Here is a 19,075-nt window from a genome sequence, read left to right on the forward strand (position 1 = left end):
AGCATGAGCAACGAGACCAACATCGCCGAATTGATGGAACAGATCCTCTACCAGGTCAAGCGCGTGGTCGTGGGGCAGGACCGCTTCCTGGAGCGCGTGATGGTCGGCATGCTGGCGGGCGGACACTTGCTGGTCGAAGGCGTGCCAGGCCTGGCCAAGACGCTCACCGTGAAGACCCTCGCGGACACGGTACAGGGCCGGTTCAAGCGCATCCAGTTCACGCCCGACCTGGTACCCGCGGACCTGGTGGGCACGCGCATCTACAACCAGAAGACCGGCGACTTCAGTACCGCGCTGGGGCCGGTGTTCACCAACCTGCTGCTGGCCGATGAAATCAACCGCGCGCCGGCCAAGGTGCAGAGCGCGCTGCTGGAAGTGATGCAGGAGCGGCAAGTGACCATTGCCGGCGAGACGCACAAGGTACCGAGCCCCTTCCTCGTGATGGCGACGCAGAACCCGATCGAGACCGAAGGCACCTATCCGCTGCCCGAGGCACAGGTGGACCGCTTCATGATGAAGGTGCTGGTCGACTATCCGAGCGATGAAGAAGAGTTCGTGATCGTCGAGCGGGTGATCGGGCCGCCGGTGACCGCCAATCCGGTGGCCACCACCGAGCAGCTTGCGATGCTGCAGGCCGAGGCACGCCGCGTGTATGTTGACCCGTCGCTGATCTCCTACGCGGTGAAGCTGGTGTCAGCCACGCGCACACCGGAGAAGCACGGCTTGCAGGACATCCGCCGCTACATCACCTTCGGCGCGAGTCCGCGCGCGAGCATCAACTTGACCGAGGGCGCGCGTGCACTGGCGTTGCTGCGCGGGCGCAGCTATGCATTGCCCGAAGACATGACGGCGCTGGTGCCCGACGTGCTGCGGCATCGGGTCACGCTGTCGTACGAGGGCCTGTCGGAAGGCATGACGCCGGACAGCCTGGTCGACAAGATCATGCGGGCCGTGCCTGCGCCGCCGAAGCCGCTCGAACACGAAAAGCAGGCGGCGTGATGAAGCACCCCCGAAGCACCTGCGGCGCCTCCCCCTCTAGGGGGCGCACCCGGCGGCCCGGCAAAGCCGGTTCCGCGGGGGATATGAACCACCCCCGAAGCGCCTGCGGCGCCTCCCCCTCGAGGGGGCGCACCCAGCGGCCCGGCAAAGCCGGTTCCGCGGGGGACATGAACCACCCCCGATGCGCCTGCGGCGCCTCCCCCTCGAGGGGGCGCACCCAGCGGCCCGGCAAAGCCGGTTCCGCGGGTGCCCACGAACAGACTTGGCGGGGTTCGTCCTGGTCTCGTGCGTCGTGGGTCGCGCGAAGCGCGGTGGAGCGACTGACATGAAAAACTGGTGGCGCAAGCAAAAACCTGCATCGGAGGCGGCCAACGACGCGCCGCCGGCGATGGGGGTCGAGCGTGCGCTGCGCCGGCTGGAATGGACGGTCATCCGGCGGCTCGATGGCTTGCTGCAGGGCGACTACCGGACCCTGATGCGCGGCGTGGGGCTGGACCTGGCCGACTTGCGCGAATACCAGCATCACGACGACGTGCGCCATATCGACTGGAATGTCACCGCGCGCCTTCAGGTGCCGCATGTGCGGGTGTTCACCGAAGACCGCGAGATGGCGGCGTGGTTCATCCTCGACCTGAGCCGCTCGGTCGACTTCGGTTCGGGCGAGAAGGCCAAGCGCGAGATGTCCGCCGGCTTTGTCGGGGTGCTGGCGCGGCTGCTGACGCGGCACGGCAATCGCGTCGGCGCGCTGGTCTATGGCAATGATCTCGAAGCCGTGATCCCGCCGCGCAGCGGGCGCCGGCATGTGTTGCACCTGCTGCATTCGATGGAGCGGCGCGCGGCCGAACTGCGCTCGGGCACGGGCATGACGCGACTGGCCGAGATGCTGAAATCGGCGGCGACGCTGATGCCGCGCCGGTCCACCGTGTTCGTTGTGTCCGACTTCCTGAGCGAGCCCGGTTGGGAGAAGCCGCTGGGCCACCTTGCGCAGCGGCACGAGGTGGTGGCGGTGCGCCTGTACGACCCGCTCGAACTCAACCTGCCCGACCTCGGCCTGGTGCCGCTGAGCGATTCCGAGACCGGCGAGCAGGTCTGGGTCGATACGCACGACGCGGGCTTTCGCAAGCGCTTTGCGCGCATCGCGGCCGAGCGCGAGGCCACGCTGCGTGCTTCGCTCGCCAAGGCCGGCGTCGACGCACTGGAACTGTCGACAGCGGACGACCTGGTCGAATCGATCGTGCGTTTCGCCGATATGCGCAAGCGCCGCGTACGCAATGGTGGCGGCGCGGGTAACGTGAAGGTGGTGGCGGCATGACATTCCTATGGCCACAGTTCCTCTGGTTGCTGGCAGCGGTGCCGCTGCTGGTGCTGCTGTACGTCTGGCTGATGCGCCGCAAGAAAAAGCTGGCGATCCGCTATGCCAGCCTGTCGATCGTGCGCGAGGCCATGGGCGCGGGGCAGAGCATCCGGCGCCACATTCCGCCGTTCCTGTTCCTGTTGTCGATGGTGACGCTGCTGATCGCTGCCGCGCGCCCGCTGGCGGTCGTGATGCTGCCGACCAACCAGCAGACCATCATTCTCGCGATGGACGTGTCCGGCAGCATGCGCGCGACCGACGTGCTGCCCAACCGCCTGATCGCCGCACAGGAAGCAGCAAAGGGTTTCATCAAGGATCTGCCGCGCAATGTGAAGGTCGGCATCGTCGCCTTTGCCGGCAGTGCGCAGGTAGCGCAATTGCCCACCACCAACCGCGAAGACCTGGTCACCGCCATCGACGCGTTCCAGTTGCAGCGCGCCACCGCCACGGGCAACGCGATCGTGGTGTCGCTGGCCACGCTGTTCCCGGATGCCGGCATCGACGTGTCGCAGTTCGGCCCGCAGACGCGGCAGCGCGGAACCTCCATCGAGCAGGCCGGCAAAGATGGGCCCAAGCCGTTCACGCCGGTGACGCCGGGCTCCTACACCTCGGCGGCCATCATCATGCTGACCGACGGCCAGCGCACCACCGGCGTCGACCCGCTCGACGCGGCCAAGGCTGCGGCCGATCGCGGCGTGCGCGTGTACACGGTGGGCGTGGGCACAGTGGACGGCGAGACGATCGGGTTCGAGGGCTGGTCGATGCGGGTGCGGCTGGACGAGGAAACGCTGAAGGCGGTGGCCAACAAGACGTCGGCGGATTACTTCTATGCCGGGACCGCGGCGGACCTGAAGAAGGTTTACGACACGCTGAGTTCGCGGCTGACGGTGGAGAAGAAGGAGACCGAAATCTCTGCGTTGTTCGCGATGGCCGCGGCGGCGCTGGCGCTGCTTTCCGCGGGGTTGTCGCTGTTCTGGTTCAACCGGATTCTTTAGCGGGTCTGCCGTCGCCCGCGAGGATCGAATCACCGGCCGTAGACCGGCCATTGCCCTGTGCCGAACCGTTGGTGGAATAGGCCGACATGGACCATCCGCGCGGCGGCGAACAATGCCTTACGGGCAACCCTGGACTAAATTCAGTCTATTATCAGTCTCATTTTTCGAGGCATGCCATGAAATTTTCAACCCAGGTCAAGCCCATCAGCTACCTAAAGAGTCACGCTGCAGAAATCGTCAAGAACATTTCCGAGACGCGTGAGCCCATGCTTATCACGCAGAACGGTGAAGCCAAACTCGTCGTAATGGATGTCCGCTCATATGAAGAACATGCGGAGACGCTTGCCCTTCTGAAACTACTGGCGCTTGGCAACCGCGAAATCGAGCAAGGCAAATTTCGTTTGGCGCACGATGTATTTGCCGAGATGGACAAGGACGACGTGCAATGAAGGTCGTCTTCCTCCAGTCCGCGGAGGCAGACTTGAAGGAACTGCGCAGTTACATCGTCAAGAACTTCGACAAGCATGTATGGCTCACGCGCTACGGCAAGATGAAGGAGTCCGTGGCCATGATTCAAGACCACCCCAAGATTGGGAGCATGCCACCCGAACTGGAGAGCCTCAACAACGCCCAGTTCAGGCAAGTTATCGCCAGCATGAATCGGATGATCTACGAGGTGCGGGGAGACACTGCCTACATCCATATCGTCTGCGATACGAGACGCGATTTGCAGGGCCTTCTCATGAGGAGATTGGTCGGCCTTGAATAAATGCGAGAAGAAAACTCGCGCGAGGTGAACTTTCAAGAAGCGGAGAAGCACTCATGTTCGATCTGACCGGCAAGGTCGCGCTCGTCACGGGCGGCAACGGGGGCATCGGCCTCGGCATGGCGAAAGGCCTGGCGCAAGCCGGAGCGCGCGTGGTGGTCGTGGCGCGCAATGCGCAGAAATCGGCTGCGGCGGTCGAAGCGCTGAAGGCGCTGGGCAGCGATTCGTTCGCGCTCGCGGCGGACGTGAGGGATGAGGCTTCCGTGGCTGCGTTGTTTGCCCAGGTTGCCGAGCGCTGCGGCCGCCTCGACATCCTGGTCAACAACGCGGGAATCAACATTCGCAAGCGGGTCGACCAACTCGCACTGGCCGAGTGGAACCAGGTGATGGACACCAACCTCACCAGCGCATTCCTCTGCAGCCGCGCGGCGCATCCGCATCTCAAGGCTGCGGGCGGCGGCAAGATCATCAACATCGGTTCGATGATGTCGATCTTCGGCGCGTCCTTTGCGCCGGCCTATGCCGCCAGCAAGGGCGGCATCGTGCAACTCACCAAGTCCATGGCCGCCTCCTGGGCGGTCGACGGTATCCAGGTGAACGCGGTGCTGCCGGGGTGGATCGAGACCGAGTTGACCGACGGCGCACGCGCGCAGGTGCCAGGGCTCTACGAACGGGTGCTCGCGCGCACCGCCGCCGGCCGCTGGGGCCAGCCGCAGGACCTGGCCGGCATCGCGGTGTTCCTCGCGAGCGCGGCATCGGACTTCATCACCGGCACGGCGATACCGGTCGACGGCGGGTATTCGGTCGCGGGCTGATCGCGAAAGGCGCGCGCCTACTCGATCGTCGCGCCGGACGCCTTCACGATGTCGCGCCACTGCAGGTAGTCGGTCTTCAGCAGCGTACCGAACTGTTCCGTCGTCATGCCTTGCGGTTCCGCGCCCTGGGCGATGATGGCGGCCTTCATGTCGGGCGTGGCCAGCAGCTTGTTGACCTCGGCGTTGACGGTCGAGACGATGTCCTTCGGCGTGCCGGCCGGCATGAAGAGGCCGTACCAGGTGCTGACGTCGAAACCCTCGTAGCCCAGTTCCGCGACGGTGGGCACCTCGGGCAGCGAACTGCTGCGCTTCGCGGAGGTCACGGCCAGCGCGCGCAGCTTGCCGGACTTGATCTGGCCCATCGCCGAAGGCAGCGAGGACACCATGAGGTCCACGTTGCCGGCCAGCACGTCCATCATGGCCGGGTTCGAGCCCTTGTACGGCACGTGGCGCAGCTTGACGCTGGCGGCGCGGCCGAAGATCTCGCCTGCGAGGTGGATGGTGGTGCCGTTGCCGGGCGACCCGTACGTGACGCTGTCGGGCGCGGCGCGCGCGGCGGCGACCAAGTCCTTGAGCGTCTTGAACTTCGATTCGTTGCGGGTCACGATGACCACGGGCGTGTAGGCCACATGGGCCACGGCGACGAGGTCTTTCGTCGGGTCGTAGCTCAGGTTCTTGTAGAGCCAGGGCGCGACGACCATGTTGTCCTTCTGCCCCATCACCATCTCGTAGCCGGTGTGCGGTGCGCGCGCCGCCTCGGTGATGCCGATGGTGCCGCCCGCGCCGGCGCGGTTGTCGGGCACCACGGTCCACTTGCTCGCCTCGGTGAGCTTGGTCGCGACCAGGCGCGACAGGATGTCGGTGCCGCCGCCCGGCGGGAACGGAATGATCAGGTGGATGGGCTTGGCCGGAAAAGGCTGGGCCTGCGCGGCGGTGAAAGCGAGCGCGAGGGCGACGGCGCCGAACAGCTTGCGGATCATGGTGTGTCTCGTCGTGGATGAGGCCGGGTCGCGGCGAACGACGGCACCCGCCGCGAGGGGCAACCCTCGGCCCCGACCTTGAATGCGGCGGATTATCCGCGCCGCAATCCGTCTGCGACGCCGTGTTTGGCGAAGAGGCTCATCGGGAATGGAGAACGGCGGCCCCCTACGCGGCCTCAGGTCCGCGCATTTGGCTATTCTGTCCATCATGCTTGCGGAAGGACCTCAGCTTGAACAAGACCGAATTCATCGCCCCCCTCGCAACGCAAAGGCACTTCCGGCATGGCACGATCGAGAGCCGCTGACGCCTGCGCCAGGAAGTTGACGCCGGCACGCTGACGCATTCCATGACGCAACACCCGCGCGCCCGCTGGCGATGGCTTCCCGCCGAGGGCAGCTGGAAATACCACCTGCTGCTGGCGGCCACGGGCATGCTGGTGCTGGGACCCTTGGCCGGCGTGACGGCGGCCTACATGAATTTCTCGCTGGGCTTCTTTGTCGGGGGCCAGGTACTGGCGGGCCTTCTCGGCTCGGCTGTCACGGCAGGCTACGGCGCGGCAGGCAAGCACGGCGCCAACTACATCCAGACCGCGGCCGCGTCGGTCGCCAGCATGAGCGGCCTCGGCGTGTTGCTGCAGGCGATGGTGTGGATGGGCCTGCCGCAGCCTCCGGCCTGGCAGATGGTGCTGTACCTGGGCTGCGTCGGGATGTTCGGCGTGGGTGTGGGCATGCTCTACACGCCGGTGCTGGTCGACCGCATGCAACTGGCCTTTCCTTCCGGGCTGGCGGTGGCCAACATCCTGCGCGCGCTGACCGACACCACGCTGCTGCGCCGCTCGGTGCGCCAACTCGGCGGCGGCGTTGCCCTTGGACTGGCCACCGGACTGGCTGCGGCCCGCCTGCCATTGCTGGGCGCCATCGAACTGTCGGCGTCCACTTTCGGCGCGGGGCTCGTGATCGGCGCGCGCATCGGCATCCCGGCGGTGGTGGGCGGGTTGATCGGGGTGGCGCTGCAGCCGTACTTCGTCCTGATCGGCTGGCTGCAGGCGGGCGATCCGCCGCGCAAGATCATGTTCCTCATCTCGCTCGGGACGATCATGGGCGCGGCACTGGTGGATTTGGCGCTGATCCTTGCGCGCGCTCTGCCCCGTGCGCGGCGGCAGAGTGCAAGCGATGCGCCTGTGCACGCCGTCGACGACTGGCGCACGGTGAACAGCACTCGCCTCGTGTTGTGGGTGGCCTTCTGGGCGGCCGCCACAGTGGCCTGTGGCCACTGGTTGCTGGGACAGCCTGTCTTCTTTCTCATGGTGGCCGTGTCGCTGGTGTTCCTCTTTGCCCTGGTCAACGGCATCTCGGTGGGCATCAGCGACTCCAACCCGATCTCCTCGGCCTTCGTCGTGACGGTCGTCATCCTCGCCGCCCTGGGCTTGCGCGACCCTGGCGTGGGCCTGATGGCGGGCGCGGTGCTGCTGGTGGCTACCAGTGTGGCCTGCGACATGCAGCAGGACCGCTCCACCGGCTGGCGGCTCGGCACGCCACGCGTGCCGCAGTTCCGCTACCAGGTGCTGGGGATCGTCGTGGGCGCGGTACTGGCAGTGGTGTTCGCGCGGCTGTTCATGAATGCCTATCCGGCACTGCTGCAGGACCAGACGGTGCTCAAGGCCGACCAGCAGCCGGCCGGCTGGAGTTCGGCCATGACATACAAGTTCGTCGGCGTGCTGCGCGGCCTGGCCCAGGACTTGCCGTTCCAGCGCGTCGCCATCGGCGTGGGCATCGCCATCGGCCTGGTGATCGAGGTGCTGCGCAAGTGGCTGCAACCGCGCAATTTCGTGCTGGACGCCGTCGTGCTGCCCTCTCCGTATGCCTTGTCTTTCGGGGGCTTCGTCAACCTGCCGACGTCGCTGTGGCTCGGGGCGGGCGGCATCGTGGGCAGCCTGTTGGCAGCGCACGCACCCGCGCGTCGGGACCTGCCGGAAGACATGAGCAGCGCCTCGCTGTTCGGCGGCGGGTTGATCGCCGGAGATGCACTGGCGGCGGTGGGGATTGGCATCGCCAGCTTGATATCACAATGAAGCACCCCCGAAGCGCCTGCGGCGCCTCCCCCTCCAAGGGGCGCACCCGGCGGCCCGGCAAAGCCGGTTCCGCGGGGGAATCAAACACCCCCACGAACAGACTTCGCCGTGCTCGTCCTGGGTTCATGCGTCGCGGAAGACGCTCGGCGTCATGGAGCACTGACATGACTACTACATTGCGGCGACTCGGCTTCATGTTGCTTCTTGTTCTTGCGCTTGCACAGCACAAGGACATCGAGGCGCAGGACCACAAGACGCATTCCGTTCCGGACACCGAGGTCGCGCGATGCGTCAACGCAGCACGGGAGGCCTGTGCGAATGTCGCGGCCCAGATGATTGCTTCCATCGAAGCGACCTGCGGGCACTTTGGCCTTGGCTGGGCTTGCGGACTGGCGCGGTCGTATTGGAACGCGCCGCGAGAAAAGGATGCCGAATGGGTGAACGGGAAGTGCCAGCAAGAGGCCTTGAAGCAGTGCACGACTGCGAAGCCGTAAGTCGAAACCGCATGCTGCGGCGGGCCGGGGCATTTGCACTGTGCGCATGGACCTCGCACCGGATTTGTCGCGCGACTGTTCGCCGCACTCGTGAACGGCTTCGGCTCCGAAGTGCCGTGCGGAAGGGCTGCGGCTTGAAGTGGCCTCGCGCCCTCGCTTGGCGAGGCGATTGCAACGGCGCGCGGAAAACCGCGCCGGAAAATCAGCCCCCGGCGCCTGCGCGCGTGAGCATGCGCCCTGCACGCGCCAATACGCGCGCTTCATTGCCGCGATAGGCGCACACGCCGTTCACGAAGACATGCAGGATGCCTTCGCTCACGCCATGCGGCTTGTCGTAGGTGGCGGTGTCGCGGACGGTCTCGGGGTCGAACACCACGACGTCGGCCATCTGGCCCACGCGCAGCAGGCCGCGGTCGGCGATTCGCAGGTTGCGTGCGGTCAGGCCGGTCATCTTGTGCACGGCCTGTTCGAGCGAGAACAGGCGGCGCTCGCGCCAGTAGCGCGCCAGCACGCGCGGGAAGGCACCCCAGAGCCGCGGATGCGGATGGCGGTCGTGCGGGAGGCCGTCGCTGCCGATCATCGTGCGCGGGTGTGCAATCACGCGTTCGACGTCTTCCTCGTTCATCTGGAAGTAGCAGGCACCGCCGGGCTTCAGGCGCAGGCAGGCCGCCTGCTGGGTAACGCCCCATTCGGCGGCAATGTCGGACAGCATCCGGCCCGTCACTTCAGGGTGCGGATCGGACCAGGTCAGCATGACATCGATGACACCGTCGACCAGGTCTTCGCGCAGCACCGTGGAGCCGGCGACGTAGGGGTACACGTCCATCGAGATTTCCTGGCGCTGCGCCAAGGCTTCGACGAGCGGCAGGGTCTCCAGCGTGCGGCCCCAGTTCTCGGGGCCGGCGCACTTGTGGTGCGAGAGCACGAGCGGCACGCCGGCACTGAAGGCGGTGTCGCCGGCCTCATGCATGGCTTCGAGGATGGTCGCCATCTCGCTGCGCAGGTGCGTCGCGTACACGCCGCCGTGGCGCGCGACGATGCGCGCGAGCGCGGTGACTTCCTCGGCCGGTGCCTGGAAGGCCTCCTCGTAGAACAGGCCCGAGGACATGCCATGCGCGCCCTCGGCCATGGAGGCATCGAGCAGCGCCGCCATGCGCGCGGCTTCGTCGGCATTGGCTGGACGGTCTAGCGATTCCATCGCCGCGAATCGCAGCGTCGTGTGGCCGATCAGCGCGGCGACGTTCAACGCGGGCCGGGCTTCGGTCACCGCGTCGCGATAGGAAGCCATCGACGCATGGCGAAACGAATCGGCGCCCAGCAGCGTAAGCGGCGGCTTCGACTGCGGCGTACTGTACGGCGCGAGCGAGATGCCGCAGTTGCCGGTGACGACCGTGGTGATGCCTTGCGAGACCTTGGGCAGGCACAGCGGGTCGCGCAGCACGATCGCATCGTCGTGCGTGTGCACGTCGATGAAGCCGGGTGCGATGACCTTGCCGCGGCAGTCGACCACGTCGACGTCTTCGAGTTCGATGCCTTCGGGCAGCCGCGTGCGCAGGCCTTCACCCAGGGCAATGATGCGGTCGCCCGACAGCAACACGTCGCCGGGCCAGGCCGGGCCACCCGAGCCGTCGATGACCAGTCCCGATTCAAGCAATACCGGCTTGCTCATGATGTGGCGCTCCCGTTTCCAGTGCCGTTGGCGGCTTTGTCTTCGCCGATGCCGCCGCCGTCCCAGCTTTGCAGCGGGTGGGTGGTGGCATCGATGCCGTGGCGTTGAAAGGCGTCGCGTGCCCGTTGCAGGCGTTGCATGGCCGGGTCGCCCAGGCGCTGCGCGACCAGCACCGTGAGGATCTCGATCACCGTCAGGTGCGTGAGGTAGGCGTCGATGCCGACGTGCATCACCGCATCGTCGGGCACCGTCAGGCCAAGCAGGTAATCGGCCTTGGCCGCAAGCGCCGTGCCGGGCCGCGTCAGCGCGACCACCTTGGCGCCCTGTGCGCGCGCAATGTCGACCGCGTCGAGCAGCGACGGCATGCCGCCGACATGCGATATGGCGATGACCACGCCGCCCGGCCTCTGCGCAGCACCCGCCACTTGCTGCAGGTGGTAGTCCGCCCAGGCGTTGGCCGACAGGCCGAGCCGGAACAGGCGCGCCTGCAGGTCGCCTGTCATGAACCACGATGTGGCGCCGGCACCGTACAGGTCGATGTGCGGCGCTGCAGCGATGGCGCCAACGGCACCGTCGAGCACGTCCATGTCGAGCTGGCTGCGAACGCCCGACACGGAGGCCGCAGCGCTGCGCGCGATCTTGCCGACCACATCGGTGGCCGCGTCTTCGATGCTCACGCGTCGGTGCAACGGCGAGCCGCCGACGGCCAGTTCCTGTGCCAACGCAAGCTTGAACTCGCGCAGGCCCGCAAAGCCCAGGTCGCGCACCGTTCGCATGATGGTCGGCACCGAACTGCGCGAGCGTTCCGCCAGCGAATCGAAGCTTTCTTCGAGCACGCGGTCCGGATCCTCGAGCATCAGGTCGAGGATGGCGCGCCGCGTGGCCGGGGCGCTGCCGCGGATCTCTGCGACGCGCTGAAGGAGGGTCAAGGTCATGGTCAGAAGTGCATCAACACCGCGTCGCTGACGCGATAGTCGTTTTCGACGACCGGCATCCAGTGCCATTTGTCGAAGGTCGTGCAGGGGTGCGAGATGCCGAACGCGATGCGCTCGCCGACCACCGGGGCCAACGCGGCATCGGCGTCGCTCCAGCGCAGGTAGCCGTGCTGGTCGTTCAGCGCGGTGATCTCCCAGCTCGCGGGCACGTCGGAGGGAACCAGCACGCCGCGTGCAGCACGCGCGATCGGCGTCGGCATCGACAGGTCGAACGAAATGTCGCGCTTGCCCATCGCGATGATGGCGAGGTTCGGCTCGGGGCATGACTGCACCGTGGCCCATATCTCCATCGCGGGCCGCAGGCTCTCGCCGGGCGCACAGCCAAGGCGCGCATCGAGTGGCTTCTGAAACCGCTGATAGGTGCCGTGGTCGTGGGTGACGTAGCAGCCGGAACGCAGCAACCCGCGCACGGGCATCCCGAGCGTGGGCTTCAACCGCAGCGCGACGAGGTCGTAGATCGCGGAGCCGCCGGCCGTGACCAGCACTTCGTCCGTCTCGAACAAGCCGTTCGAAACGCAATGCCGCGCGACCGCATCGACGCGGTCCATCAGCGTGTTGGTGTAGCCGGTGTCGTGGCCGCTGTCGCCGGTGGCGCCCTGCCCTTCGTAGGTCTCGATGCCGACCAGCCTGGCGGCCTTGCCGGCGCGAATGCGTTCGGCCAACTGGATGGCTTGCGCGTGCGTGCGCACGCCGGTGCGCGCGTTGTCGACGCCGATTTCGATCATCACTTCGAAGGGCACGCTGTCGGGGTGGCGCGCGCTCCACGCTTCGATCAGGTCGAGTTGGGCCAACGAGTCGACGAGGAAGACCACGCGCAGGTCCGCATGCTCCTGCATCAGCATCTGGATGCCGGCGAAGTCCTGGTCGCTCACGACCTGGTTCGCGATGAGTGTGCGGCGCGCACCCGCCGCCACGCCGACGGCAAGCTGCGTCACGGTCGCGAAGGTGATGCCCCAGGCACCTGCGTCGAGTTGCCGCCGGAACAGTTGCGGCGACATCGTCGTCTTGCCATGCGGCGCAAGATCGATGCCCCAGCCACGCACACGCGCCTGCATCCATGCGAGGTTGTGCTCGACGGCCTCGCGCTTGAGCACCGCGAGCGGCAACGGCAGGTCGCCGGCCAGCACGTTCCAGCCCGCCTTCGCGACCTCGCTGCGTCGCATCGGCGTCTGCACACGGGGAAAGCCCTTGAAGCCGTTGTCGAGCAACGGGTCGTTCAGCGTGTCTTGAATGGTCATGTCTTAAACGGCAGAAAGAAGATCCTTGCGGATGCAGGCAGAAAAGTGGCCGGCGGAGAGTTCTTCGAGCGGCGGAACGGTTTTCGAACAGGCGTCGATGGCATGCGGGCAACGTGTGCGGAATACGCAGCCCGAAGGCGGTGCGATCGGACTCGGGATGTCGCCTTTCAACGCGATGGGTTCCGTGGCTTGCAATGGATCGGGCTTGGGGCTGGCTGCCAGCAGCGCCTGCGTGTAAGGGTGCAGGGGCCGCTCGAAAAGCTCGGCAGTCGTCGCCACCTCCATCACCTTGCCGAGGTACAGCACCACGACGCGATCACAGAGGTATTCGACCACATCGAGGTCGTGCGAGATGAAGAGCATCGTGAGCGACAGGCGCTCGCGCAGGTCGGCCAGCAGGTTGATCACCTGCGCCTGGATCGACACGTCGAGCGCCGACAGCGGCTCATCGGCGACGATGAACTCGGGCTCGACCGCGAGCGCCCGTGCGACGCCGATGCGCTGGCGTTGTCCGCCCGAGAATTCGTGCGGGAAGCGACTCGCATGCTCGGGTCGCAGGCCCACCGTCTCGAGCAGTTCGGCGATGCGCTTTTCGCGTTCACCCGGACCCTTGCACAGCCCGTGCGTCGACAGCGCCTCGTTGAGGATCGCGCTGATGCGCATCTTCGGATTCAGGCTCGCGTAGGGGTCCTGGAAGATGATCTGCAGCTTGCTGCGGAGCTTGCGCATCTGTTCGCTGGAAGCCTCGCCGAGGTCTTCGCCGCGGTACATCACAGCGCCATCGGTGCGCTCGACGAGGCGCAGCACCGTGCGGCCGATGGTGCTCTTGCCCGAGCCCGATTCGCCGACCAGACCCAGCGTCTCGCCCTTGCGGATGGCGAACGACACGTCGTCCACCGCACGTACGGGACGCGCACCCGAGCCGAAATACTTCTTGAGGTTGCGGACCTCGATGAGGGGTGTGTCGGTGGTGTTCATGCGGCTTGCTCGAGGGGAAGGTTTTCCGCGACGCGAATGCAGCGCGCCTGGCGATTCGGTTGATTGACGAGCAGCGGCGGCATGGCGTCGCGGCAAGCGGCAATGGCACGGTCGCAGCGCGGCTCGAAGGCGCAGCCGGGCGGAGGCGCCAGCGGACTCGACACCTGCCCGCGGATGGCGAACAGGCGCTTCGGCTTGGGCTGCCCCGGTGTGTGCGCTGCCTTGCCCGGAAGGCAGGCAAGCAGGCCCTGGGTGTACGGATGTTCAGGCTGCGCGAACAACGGCCGCACGGGCGCGCTTTCCACGACGCGGCCCGCGTACATCACCACGACATCGTCGGCATGGTGCGCGACCACGCCCAGGTTGTGCGTTATGAACAGAATGCTCATGCCCGTCTCCGCCTGCAGCCGGCGCATCAGCATCAGGATCTGCGCCTGGATCGTGACGTCGAGCGCGGTGGTCGGCTCGTCGGCGATCAGCAGCGTCGGGTCGCAAGCCATGGCCAGCGCGATCATCACGCGCTGGCGCATGCCGCCCGACAGTTGGTGCGGGTACTCATGGATGCGTTGTGCCGCTGCCGGAATCTCGACCAGTTCGAGCATGCGCAGCGCTTGCGCCATGGCGGCCTTGTTGTCGACGCCCTTGTGCAGGCGCACGCTCTCCGCGATCTGCTCGCCGATCCTGAAGACCGGATTCAGGCTCGTCATCGGCTCCTGAAAGATCATCGACAGTTCGTTGCCGCGCAGCTTGCGCATCTCCTGCGTGCCGAGCGAGAGCAGATCGACCGTGCCGCCATTGCGCGTGACGAAAGCGGTCTGGCCGCTGACCTGTGCGTTGGCGGTCTTCGGCAACAGGCCCATCAAGGTGAGGCTGGTGACCGACTTGCCGGAGCCCGACTCGCCCACCAGCGCGGTGGTCTTGCCCGGCATGATCGAGAAGCTCACGTCGGCGACCGAACGCACGAGGCCGTCTTCGGTCGGGAACGCGGTGCTGAGGTTCTTGACTGTGAGTCTGGGTGCCATCGTCATTTCAGTTGCTCCCATGATGTGCAGGGGTAGAGGCGCGTGGGTCTGGGGTGCGTGCCGAGGACAACGGGTATCCCCCTCCGCGAATGTCCCCCGCCTTCGGCTCCTTTTTTATTTCGCAGTGGAGTACGCCGACGGCGTGATCCCGCCCCGAACGCCTCGCCGACTTCGAACAGTTCAAGGAAAGGCGCTTCATGCTCATGCCGCCTTCTTCAACTTGGGATCGAGCAAGTCGCGCACGCCGTCGCCAAGCAATTGCAACGACAACGCCGTGAAGATGATCGCAAGGCCAGGGAACAACACCACCCAGAAGGCCTTGTCCGCATACTGCTGGCTGCCCGCGACCATCGTGCCCCAGGTCGGAATCTCGGGCGGCACGCCCACGCCGAGGAACGACAGGCCCGCCTCGGCCAGGATGGCGTAGGCAAAGATGAACGACACCTGCACCAGGATCGGCGACATCAGGTTCGGCAGGATGTGGCGCCACAGGATGCGCGACGTGCGCACGCCCAATGCGCGCACTGCCTCGACGAACAACAGTTCGCGCACCACCAGCGTCGATGCGCGAACCACCCGCGCGACACGCGGCGTGTAGACCAGCACCAGCGCCAGCACCACGTTGCCGAGCGAGGCGCCGAGGATGGCGACCAGCGCGATGGCCAGCAGGATGTCGGGGAAGGACATCATCGCGTCGACCACGCGCATCAACGGCGCGTCGAGCTTGCGGAAGAAGCCTGCGATCAAGCCGAGGATCGTGCCGAAGACGACCGAGCCGATGGCTGTGAGCGCCGCGATGCTCAGCGAATAGCGTGCGCCATGGACGATGCGCGCATACATGTCGCGGCCCAGTTCGTCGGTGCCCAGCAAATGCTCGGCGCTGGGTGCCTTCAGGCGCTCCATGACGGCCGTGTCGTTCGGATCGGCCGATGCGAAGATTGGCGCCCCGATGGCGAGCACGGCGATGATGAGCAGCACCACCGCCGACACCATCACGATGCGACGGTGCAGCAGTTGCCGCACCATGCGGGGAAGTTGGAATTTCATGGTCGGCGCCTCAGACTTTCACGCGCGGATCGACAACGGCGTAGAGCAGGTCGATCGAGAAATTGATGAGCACATAGATCCCCGCGATCACCAGCAGCGCGCCCTGGATCACCGGGTAGTCGCGGCGCAGCACCGCGTTCACCACGAGACTGCCGACGCCCGGCAGGCCGAATACCGTCTCTGTAACGACAGCCCCGCCGATCATCAACGCGACCGTGAGGCCGAGCACCGTGACGATGGGCACCAGCGCGTTGCGCAATGCATGCTTGAGCACGACAGTGCTTTCCGACAGGCCCTTGGAGCGCGCGGTACGCACATAGTCTTCACCAAGCACGTCGAGCATCGACGCCCGCGTGAAGCGGATGATGAGCGCCGAGTTCAGGATGCCGAGCACCGTGGCCGGCAGGATCAGCGAGTGGATGCGTTCCGCGAACGGCGCATCCGGCGCCCCGTAGCCCGACACCGGAAACCAGCCGAGCGACACCGCGAATATCTGGATCAGCACGATGCCGAACCAGAAGCTCGGAATGCTCGCGCCCAGCATCGCGATACCGGTGAAGAACTGGTCGATCGCCTTGCCGCGAAACACCGCCGAAACGATGCCGCACGGCAAGCCGATGAGCGCCGCGATGGCCACCGCCATCAGCGACAGCAGCGTGGTCGGCTCGGCGCGCTCGGCCAGGGCCTGCGTCACCGGGCGCTGCAGGAAGATCGACTGTCCGAGGTTGCCCTGGAGCACCTCGCGCAGCCAGTAGCCGAACTGCACGGGCAACGGCTTGTCGAGGCCGTATTCCCTCTGCACGCGGGCGATGTCGGTGGCGGTGGCCTGGTCGCCGAGCAGCACCGACACCGGATCACCCGATGCCGCGCGCGTCAGCACGAAAACCAGCACCGCCACGATGGCCAGCACGACGAGCATGCCGGCGAAGCGGGTTGCGAGAAAGCGGAACATCCTGATGACTCCTACGCGGAAGGCGAAACGCGCGCTGCGCGAGAGCAGTCGACCCTCGAAAGGGCGCTGCCGGAAACACCGCGCAACCGGCTTTGCCGGGCCGCTGGTGTTGCCCCTTGCAAGGGGGTGGGAGGCCACGCGTAGTGGGCAAGCCTGGGTGTCATTTGATCTTCACGTTCCAGAAGTACGGCCAGGTCGCCGGCTGGTAGTTGTCCAGTGCCAGGCTCTTCGCCGAGAGGCCATTGAACTTGCCGACGTTGATGTAGGGCACCTCCGTGTAGACCACTTCCTGCACCTTGCCCCACAACGCGCCACGCTTGACCGGATCGCTTGCCGTGTTGAATGCGTTCAGCGCTGCCTGCTTGGCAGGCGTGTCCCACCAGCCGGGTGCACCGTCGCCGAGTTGCGGCGGCGAGAGCATCGGCTCGGGGAACTGGCCCGAATGCGTCACGTAGATGTCCCACAGCTTCGGGTCGTTGCGGCGTTGCACCAGCGTGGCCCAGTCGACCACGTTCATCTCGACCTTGAAGCCGGCACGCTTGAGTTGCTCGGCCATCAGGAGCGCCATGTTGTAGTGGAAGTCGTACTGGCGGCTGGTGAGGATGCGGATCGGCTCGCCCTTGTAGCCGGCCTTGGCCGCGGCCTCCTTGGCCTTCGGAGCATTGCGCTGGTTGTACTGGTCGGCGCCGGTCGCCGAGTAGAACGGCGAGCCCTTCGGGAAGTGGTTGCCTTCCGCCACGAAGAAGCGCGTATCGCCGAAGCCCGCGGCCAGCATCTCGCCTTCGCCGAGTGCGGTCTGGATCGCCTGGCGCACCCCTTGATTGGCGGCCACGCCTTCCTTGGTGTTCAGAACGAGGTACGGGAAGCCGAAAGCCGGCGTCATGATCGGCAGCGTCTTGCCCGAAGCCTTCTCGATGCGCGGCAGTGCCTCGACCGGCAGCAGGTCCGCAAAGTCATACTGGCCGGCCAGCGAGCCTTCGACGCGGGTGCTCGCATTGGGCACCGGCACGAAGCGCAGTTCCTCGATGACGGCCTCGCGCTTGCCGCCGTAGCCATTCGCCGGCTCCTTGCGGGCGCTGTATTTGTCGAAGCGCGTGAGCAGCACGAATTGATCCGGCTTGCGTTCCTTGAACTTGTACGGCCCGGTGCCGACGAAGTCCTTCAGCGGCGTCGCGATGGAGTCCTTGGCCATGATCGCGGCCATGCCACTGGGCAGCGCGAGTTGCGAGACCAGCGGCGCATAGGGTTCCTTCAGCACGATCTCGACCCCCTGCGGACCCTTGGCCTTGACGCTTTCGATTTCCTTGCTGACGGCCTTGCCGCGCGGCGACACGTCCATCCAGCGCTGCAGGCTGGCGACCACGTCGTCTGAATTGAGTTCGCGGCCGCTGTGCAGCATCACGCCCTTGCGCAGCGTGATCGAATAGCTCTTGCCGTCGGCCGAGACCTTGGGCAGCGTTTCGGCCAGCATCGGCACCACGTTCCACTTCGCGTCGAAGGTGTAGAGCGTTTCGTAGACGTGCTGCATGATGGTGCCGACCAGGTCGGCGGTCGATGCCATCGGGTCGAGCGTTTGCGGCTCGGCCACCATCGCCAGCGTGGCGTAGTTGCGCGGCGCCTGAGCTTGCGCAGGCAGGGCAACGCAAAGGGCAGCGAGCAGTGACGCACCGAGGAAGGCACGTTTGGCGGGCGCGTGCACTGCACGCAGAAAGCTGGCATCGAGCATCGGGAACTCCTTGGTGGGGCGGGTCGTTTTGAAAAACACTTTCACAACGGACTGGACTTTGAGGCATGATTCGCGCCGAATCATGGGTATTTACCCTATATTCATCGAAATTTTCTGAAATAGAATTTCAAAACCAACAACCGGAGACCTTTCATGTCGCTCGAATTTCTGGGTGGTTCGCCCACCGCTTCTGACCGCCAGGTGCGCCCTTTCTCCCCGGCCGTGCGTGCCGGAGACTTCATCTACGTGTCGGGCCAGGTGCCGGGCAATGCCGACGGCGAGATCGTGGTGGGCGGCATCGAGGCGCAGACGCGCCAGGTGATGGAGAACCTCAAGGCCGCGCTCGCGCTGGCCGGCGCCACGCTCGACGACGTCTGCAAGACCACCTGCTGGCTGCAGGACGCCCGTGACTTCGGCGCGTTCAACCGCGTCTACATGAGCTACTTCAGCGGGAACCGCCCCGCCCGTTCGACCACTGAGGCGCGGTTGATGGTGGATGCGAAAGTGGAGATCGACTGCGTGGCGTACAAGCCGAAGGGTTGAGCGTTGTCCCCGTGGCTTGCGCAAGAGGAAACGTTCTCTCGGAACTGCGACCACGCAAGCCAAACGCTTCATCAGGCGTGCGCGCTTGGGCGGCAAGCGTTCCTGAGAGCGAGTTCTTTCTCTCCGCCGTGACCGTCCTGGAACACCAGAAGTGCATCTTGCAGTTGGAGCGCAAGACACCGCCAGCGGGTGCCGCGCTGCGAACGTGGTTCGATGCGGTACGCCGCGCATTTGAAGGACGGATCTTGCCGTTCATTGCGGACGCCGCGATGCGATGCGCGCGCATGCACATACCCGACCCGAAGAGTTACCGCGATTCGATGATCGCGGCCACAGCGCTTGAGCACGGCTTCACGGTTGTCACACGCAATGTCGGCGACTTCGCTGGCACCGGCGTGACTTTGCTGAATCCTTGGGATTAGTGGGCGCG

The 19,075-nt window shown here is 65.9% G+C and carries 19 protein-coding genes; 10 read left to right on the forward strand and 9 right to left on the reverse strand.

All coding sequences use genetic code 11. The features are described from left to right. Positions 1-3 precede the first annotated feature (3 nt). From WKW80_RS15895 to WKW80_RS15920, 6 genes are all read left to right on the forward strand, one after another. Positions 4-999: an AAA family ATPase gene (locus tag WKW80_RS15895; protein WP_340364534.1), complete on the forward strand. Its 996-nt coding sequence runs from the start codon at positions 4-6 to the stop codon at positions 997-999. A gap of 325 nt (positions 1,000-1,324) precedes the next feature. Beyond that, entirely contained in the window at positions 1,325-2,311 is a 987-nt protein-coding gene (locus tag WKW80_RS15900; protein ID WP_340364535.1) for a DUF58 domain-containing protein, read from the forward strand. After that, positions 2,308-3,348: a VWA domain-containing protein gene (locus tag WKW80_RS15905; RefSeq protein WP_340364536.1), complete on the forward strand. Its 1,041-nt coding sequence runs from the start codon at positions 2,308-2,310 to the stop codon at positions 3,346-3,348. The genes WKW80_RS15900 and WKW80_RS15905 overlap by 4 nt, the downstream gene beginning before the upstream one ends. Before the next feature lie 176 nt (positions 3,349-3,524). After that, on the forward strand, positions 3,525-3,797 hold the full coding sequence (locus WKW80_RS15910) for a type II toxin-antitoxin system Phd/YefM family antitoxin (protein WP_340364606.1): 273 nt from the start codon (positions 3,525-3,527) through the stop codon (positions 3,795-3,797). Next, positions 3,794-4,117, forward strand: a complete 324-nt coding sequence (locus WKW80_RS15915) for a type II toxin-antitoxin system RelE/ParE family toxin (RefSeq protein WP_340364537.1) — start codon at positions 3,794-3,796, stop codon at positions 4,115-4,117. The genes WKW80_RS15910 and WKW80_RS15915 overlap by 4 nt, the downstream gene beginning before the upstream one ends. 53 nt (positions 4,118-4,170) lie before the next feature. Beyond that, complete coding sequence (locus tag WKW80_RS15920; protein ID WP_340364538.1) at positions 4,171-4,929, forward strand: SDR family NAD(P)-dependent oxidoreductase; 759 nt, start codon at positions 4,171-4,173, stop codon at positions 4,927-4,929. 17 nt (positions 4,930-4,946) lie between these two features. Here the strand turns inward: WKW80_RS15920 and WKW80_RS15925 are convergent, their stop codons facing one another. Continuing rightward, positions 4,947-5,909: a Bug family tripartite tricarboxylate transporter substrate binding protein gene (locus tag WKW80_RS15925; protein WP_340364539.1), complete on the reverse strand. Its 963-nt coding sequence runs from the start codon at positions 5,907-5,909 to the stop codon at positions 4,947-4,949. 347 nt (positions 5,910-6,256) lie between these two features. On the opposite strand from WKW80_RS15925, the gene WKW80_RS15930 reads away from it, so the two are divergent. Together WKW80_RS15930 and WKW80_RS15935 are read left to right on the forward strand one after the other, a co-directional pair. After that, the gene (locus WKW80_RS15930) at positions 6,257-7,981 is read left to right on the forward strand and encodes an OPT/YSL family transporter (protein WP_340364540.1); all 1,725 of its coding nucleotides are present in this window, start codon (positions 6,257-6,259) and stop codon (positions 7,979-7,981) included. Between the two features lie 164 nt (positions 7,982-8,145). Next, the gene (locus tag WKW80_RS15935) at positions 8,146-8,475 is read left to right on the forward strand and encodes a hypothetical protein (RefSeq protein WP_340364541.1); all 330 of its coding nucleotides are present in this window, start codon (positions 8,146-8,148) and stop codon (positions 8,473-8,475) included. Positions 8,476-8,677: 202 nt separating this feature from the next. Here WKW80_RS15935 and WKW80_RS15940 read toward each other — a convergent pair whose 3' ends face one another. The 8 genes from WKW80_RS15940 to WKW80_RS15975 form a co-directional block, all read right to left on the reverse strand. Then, positions 8,678-10,144, reverse strand: coding sequence for an N-acyl-D-amino-acid deacylase family protein (locus WKW80_RS15940; RefSeq protein WP_340364542.1), 1,467 nt, complete (start codon positions 10,142-10,144; stop codon positions 8,678-8,680). Beyond that, complete coding sequence (locus tag WKW80_RS15945; RefSeq protein WP_340364543.1) at positions 10,141-11,079, reverse strand: MurR/RpiR family transcriptional regulator; 939 nt, start codon at positions 11,077-11,079, stop codon at positions 10,141-10,143. Before WKW80_RS15945 ends, WKW80_RS15940 begins: the two co-directional genes overlap by 4 nt. 2 nt (positions 11,080-11,081) lie before the next feature. Continuing rightward, the gene (locus tag WKW80_RS15950) at positions 11,082-12,377 is read right to left on the reverse strand and encodes an amino acid deaminase (protein WP_340364544.1); all 1,296 of its coding nucleotides are present in this window, start codon (positions 12,375-12,377) and stop codon (positions 11,082-11,084) included. A 3-nt stretch (positions 12,378-12,380) separates the two neighbouring features. Next, on the reverse strand, positions 12,381-13,355 hold the full coding sequence (locus WKW80_RS15955) for an ABC transporter ATP-binding protein (RefSeq protein WP_340364545.1): 975 nt from the start codon (positions 13,353-13,355) through the stop codon (positions 12,381-12,383). Further along, positions 13,352-14,383, reverse strand: coding sequence for an ABC transporter ATP-binding protein (locus WKW80_RS15960; RefSeq protein WP_340364546.1), 1,032 nt, complete (start codon positions 14,381-14,383; stop codon positions 13,352-13,354). The genes WKW80_RS15955 and WKW80_RS15960 overlap by 4 nt, the downstream gene beginning before the upstream one ends. 195 nt (positions 14,384-14,578) lie before the next feature. Next, positions 14,579-15,424: an ABC transporter permease gene (locus WKW80_RS15965; protein WP_340364547.1), complete on the reverse strand. Its 846-nt coding sequence runs from the start codon at positions 15,422-15,424 to the stop codon at positions 14,579-14,581. 10 nt (positions 15,425-15,434) lie between these two features. After that, positions 15,435-16,376, reverse strand: a complete 942-nt coding sequence (locus tag WKW80_RS15970; protein WP_340364548.1) for an ABC transporter permease — start codon at positions 16,374-16,376, stop codon at positions 15,435-15,437. A gap of 160 nt (positions 16,377-16,536) precedes the next feature. Then, complete coding sequence (locus WKW80_RS15975) at positions 16,537-18,102, reverse strand: ABC transporter substrate-binding protein (protein WP_340364549.1); 1,566 nt, start codon at positions 18,100-18,102, stop codon at positions 16,537-16,539. 153 nt (positions 18,103-18,255) lie between these two features. Here WKW80_RS15975 and WKW80_RS15980 point away from each other — a divergent pair, with 153 nt between their 5' ends. Together WKW80_RS15980 and WKW80_RS15985 are read left to right on the forward strand one after the other, a co-directional pair. Further along, entirely contained in the window at positions 18,256-18,645 is a 390-nt protein-coding gene (locus WKW80_RS15980; RefSeq protein WP_340364550.1) for a RidA family protein, read from the forward strand. An 11-nt stretch (positions 18,646-18,656) separates the two neighbouring features. Next, positions 18,657-19,067 (forward strand): type II toxin-antitoxin system VapC family toxin, encoded by a 411-nt coding sequence (locus WKW80_RS15985; protein WP_340364607.1) that lies wholly within the window; start codon positions 18,657-18,659, stop codon positions 19,065-19,067. Positions 19,068-19,075 lie beyond the last annotated feature (8 nt).

The organism is Variovorax humicola (genome assembly GCF_037889915.1).
GTDB lineage: Bacteria > Pseudomonadota > Gammaproteobacteria > Burkholderiales > Burkholderiaceae_C > Variovorax > Variovorax humicola.

Coding starts and splice junctions, on each gene's coding strand:
- WKW80_RS15895 (WP_340364534.1), top strand. CDS start 4: ATGAGCAACGAGACCAACATCGCCGAATTGATGGAACAGATCCTCTAC.
- WKW80_RS15900 (WP_340364535.1), top strand. CDS start 1,325: ATGAAAAACTGGTGGCGCAAGCAAAAACCTGCATCGGAGGCGGCCAAC.
- WKW80_RS15905 (WP_340364536.1), top strand. CDS start 2,308: ATGACATTCCTATGGCCACAGTTCCTCTGGTTGCTGGCAGCGGTGCCG.
- WKW80_RS15910 (WP_340364606.1), top strand. CDS start 3,525: ATGAAATTTTCAACCCAGGTCAAGCCCATCAGCTACCTAAAGAGTCAC.
- WKW80_RS15915 (WP_340364537.1), top strand. CDS start 3,794: ATGAAGGTCGTCTTCCTCCAGTCCGCGGAGGCAGACTTGAAGGAACTG.
- WKW80_RS15920 (WP_340364538.1), top strand. CDS start 4,171: ATGTTCGATCTGACCGGCAAGGTCGCGCTCGTCACGGGCGGCAACGGG.
- WKW80_RS15925 (WP_340364539.1), bottom strand. CDS start 5,909: ATGATCCGCAAGCTGTTCGGCGCCGTCGCCCTCGCGCTCGCTTTCACC.
- WKW80_RS15930 (WP_340364540.1), top strand. CDS start 6,257: ATGACGCAACACCCGCGCGCCCGCTGGCGATGGCTTCCCGCCGAGGGC.
- WKW80_RS15935 (WP_340364541.1), top strand. CDS start 8,146: ATGACTACTACATTGCGGCGACTCGGCTTCATGTTGCTTCTTGTTCTT.
- WKW80_RS15940 (WP_340364542.1), bottom strand. CDS start 10,144: ATGAGCAAGCCGGTATTGCTTGAATCGGGACTGGTCATCGACGGCTCG.
- WKW80_RS15945 (WP_340364543.1), bottom strand. CDS start 11,079: ATGACCTTGACCCTCCTTCAGCGCGTCGCAGAGATCCGCGGCAGCGCC.
- WKW80_RS15950 (WP_340364544.1), bottom strand. CDS start 12,377: ATGACCATTCAAGACACGCTGAACGACCCGTTGCTCGACAACGGCTTC.
- WKW80_RS15955 (WP_340364545.1), bottom strand. CDS start 13,355: ATGAACACCACCGACACACCCCTCATCGAGGTCCGCAACCTCAAGAAG.
- WKW80_RS15960 (WP_340364546.1), bottom strand. CDS start 14,383: ATGACGATGGCACCCAGACTCACAGTCAAGAACCTCAGCACCGCGTTC.
- WKW80_RS15965 (WP_340364547.1), bottom strand. CDS start 15,424: ATGAAATTCCAACTTCCCCGCATGGTGCGGCAACTGCTGCACCGTCGC.
- WKW80_RS15970 (WP_340364548.1), bottom strand. CDS start 16,376: ATGTTCCGCTTTCTCGCAACCCGCTTCGCCGGCATGCTCGTCGTGCTG.
- WKW80_RS15975 (WP_340364549.1), bottom strand. CDS start 18,102: ATGCTCGATGCCAGCTTTCTGCGTGCAGTGCACGCGCCCGCCAAACGT.
- WKW80_RS15980 (WP_340364550.1), top strand. CDS start 18,256: ATGTCGCTCGAATTTCTGGGTGGTTCGCCCACCGCTTCTGACCGCCAG.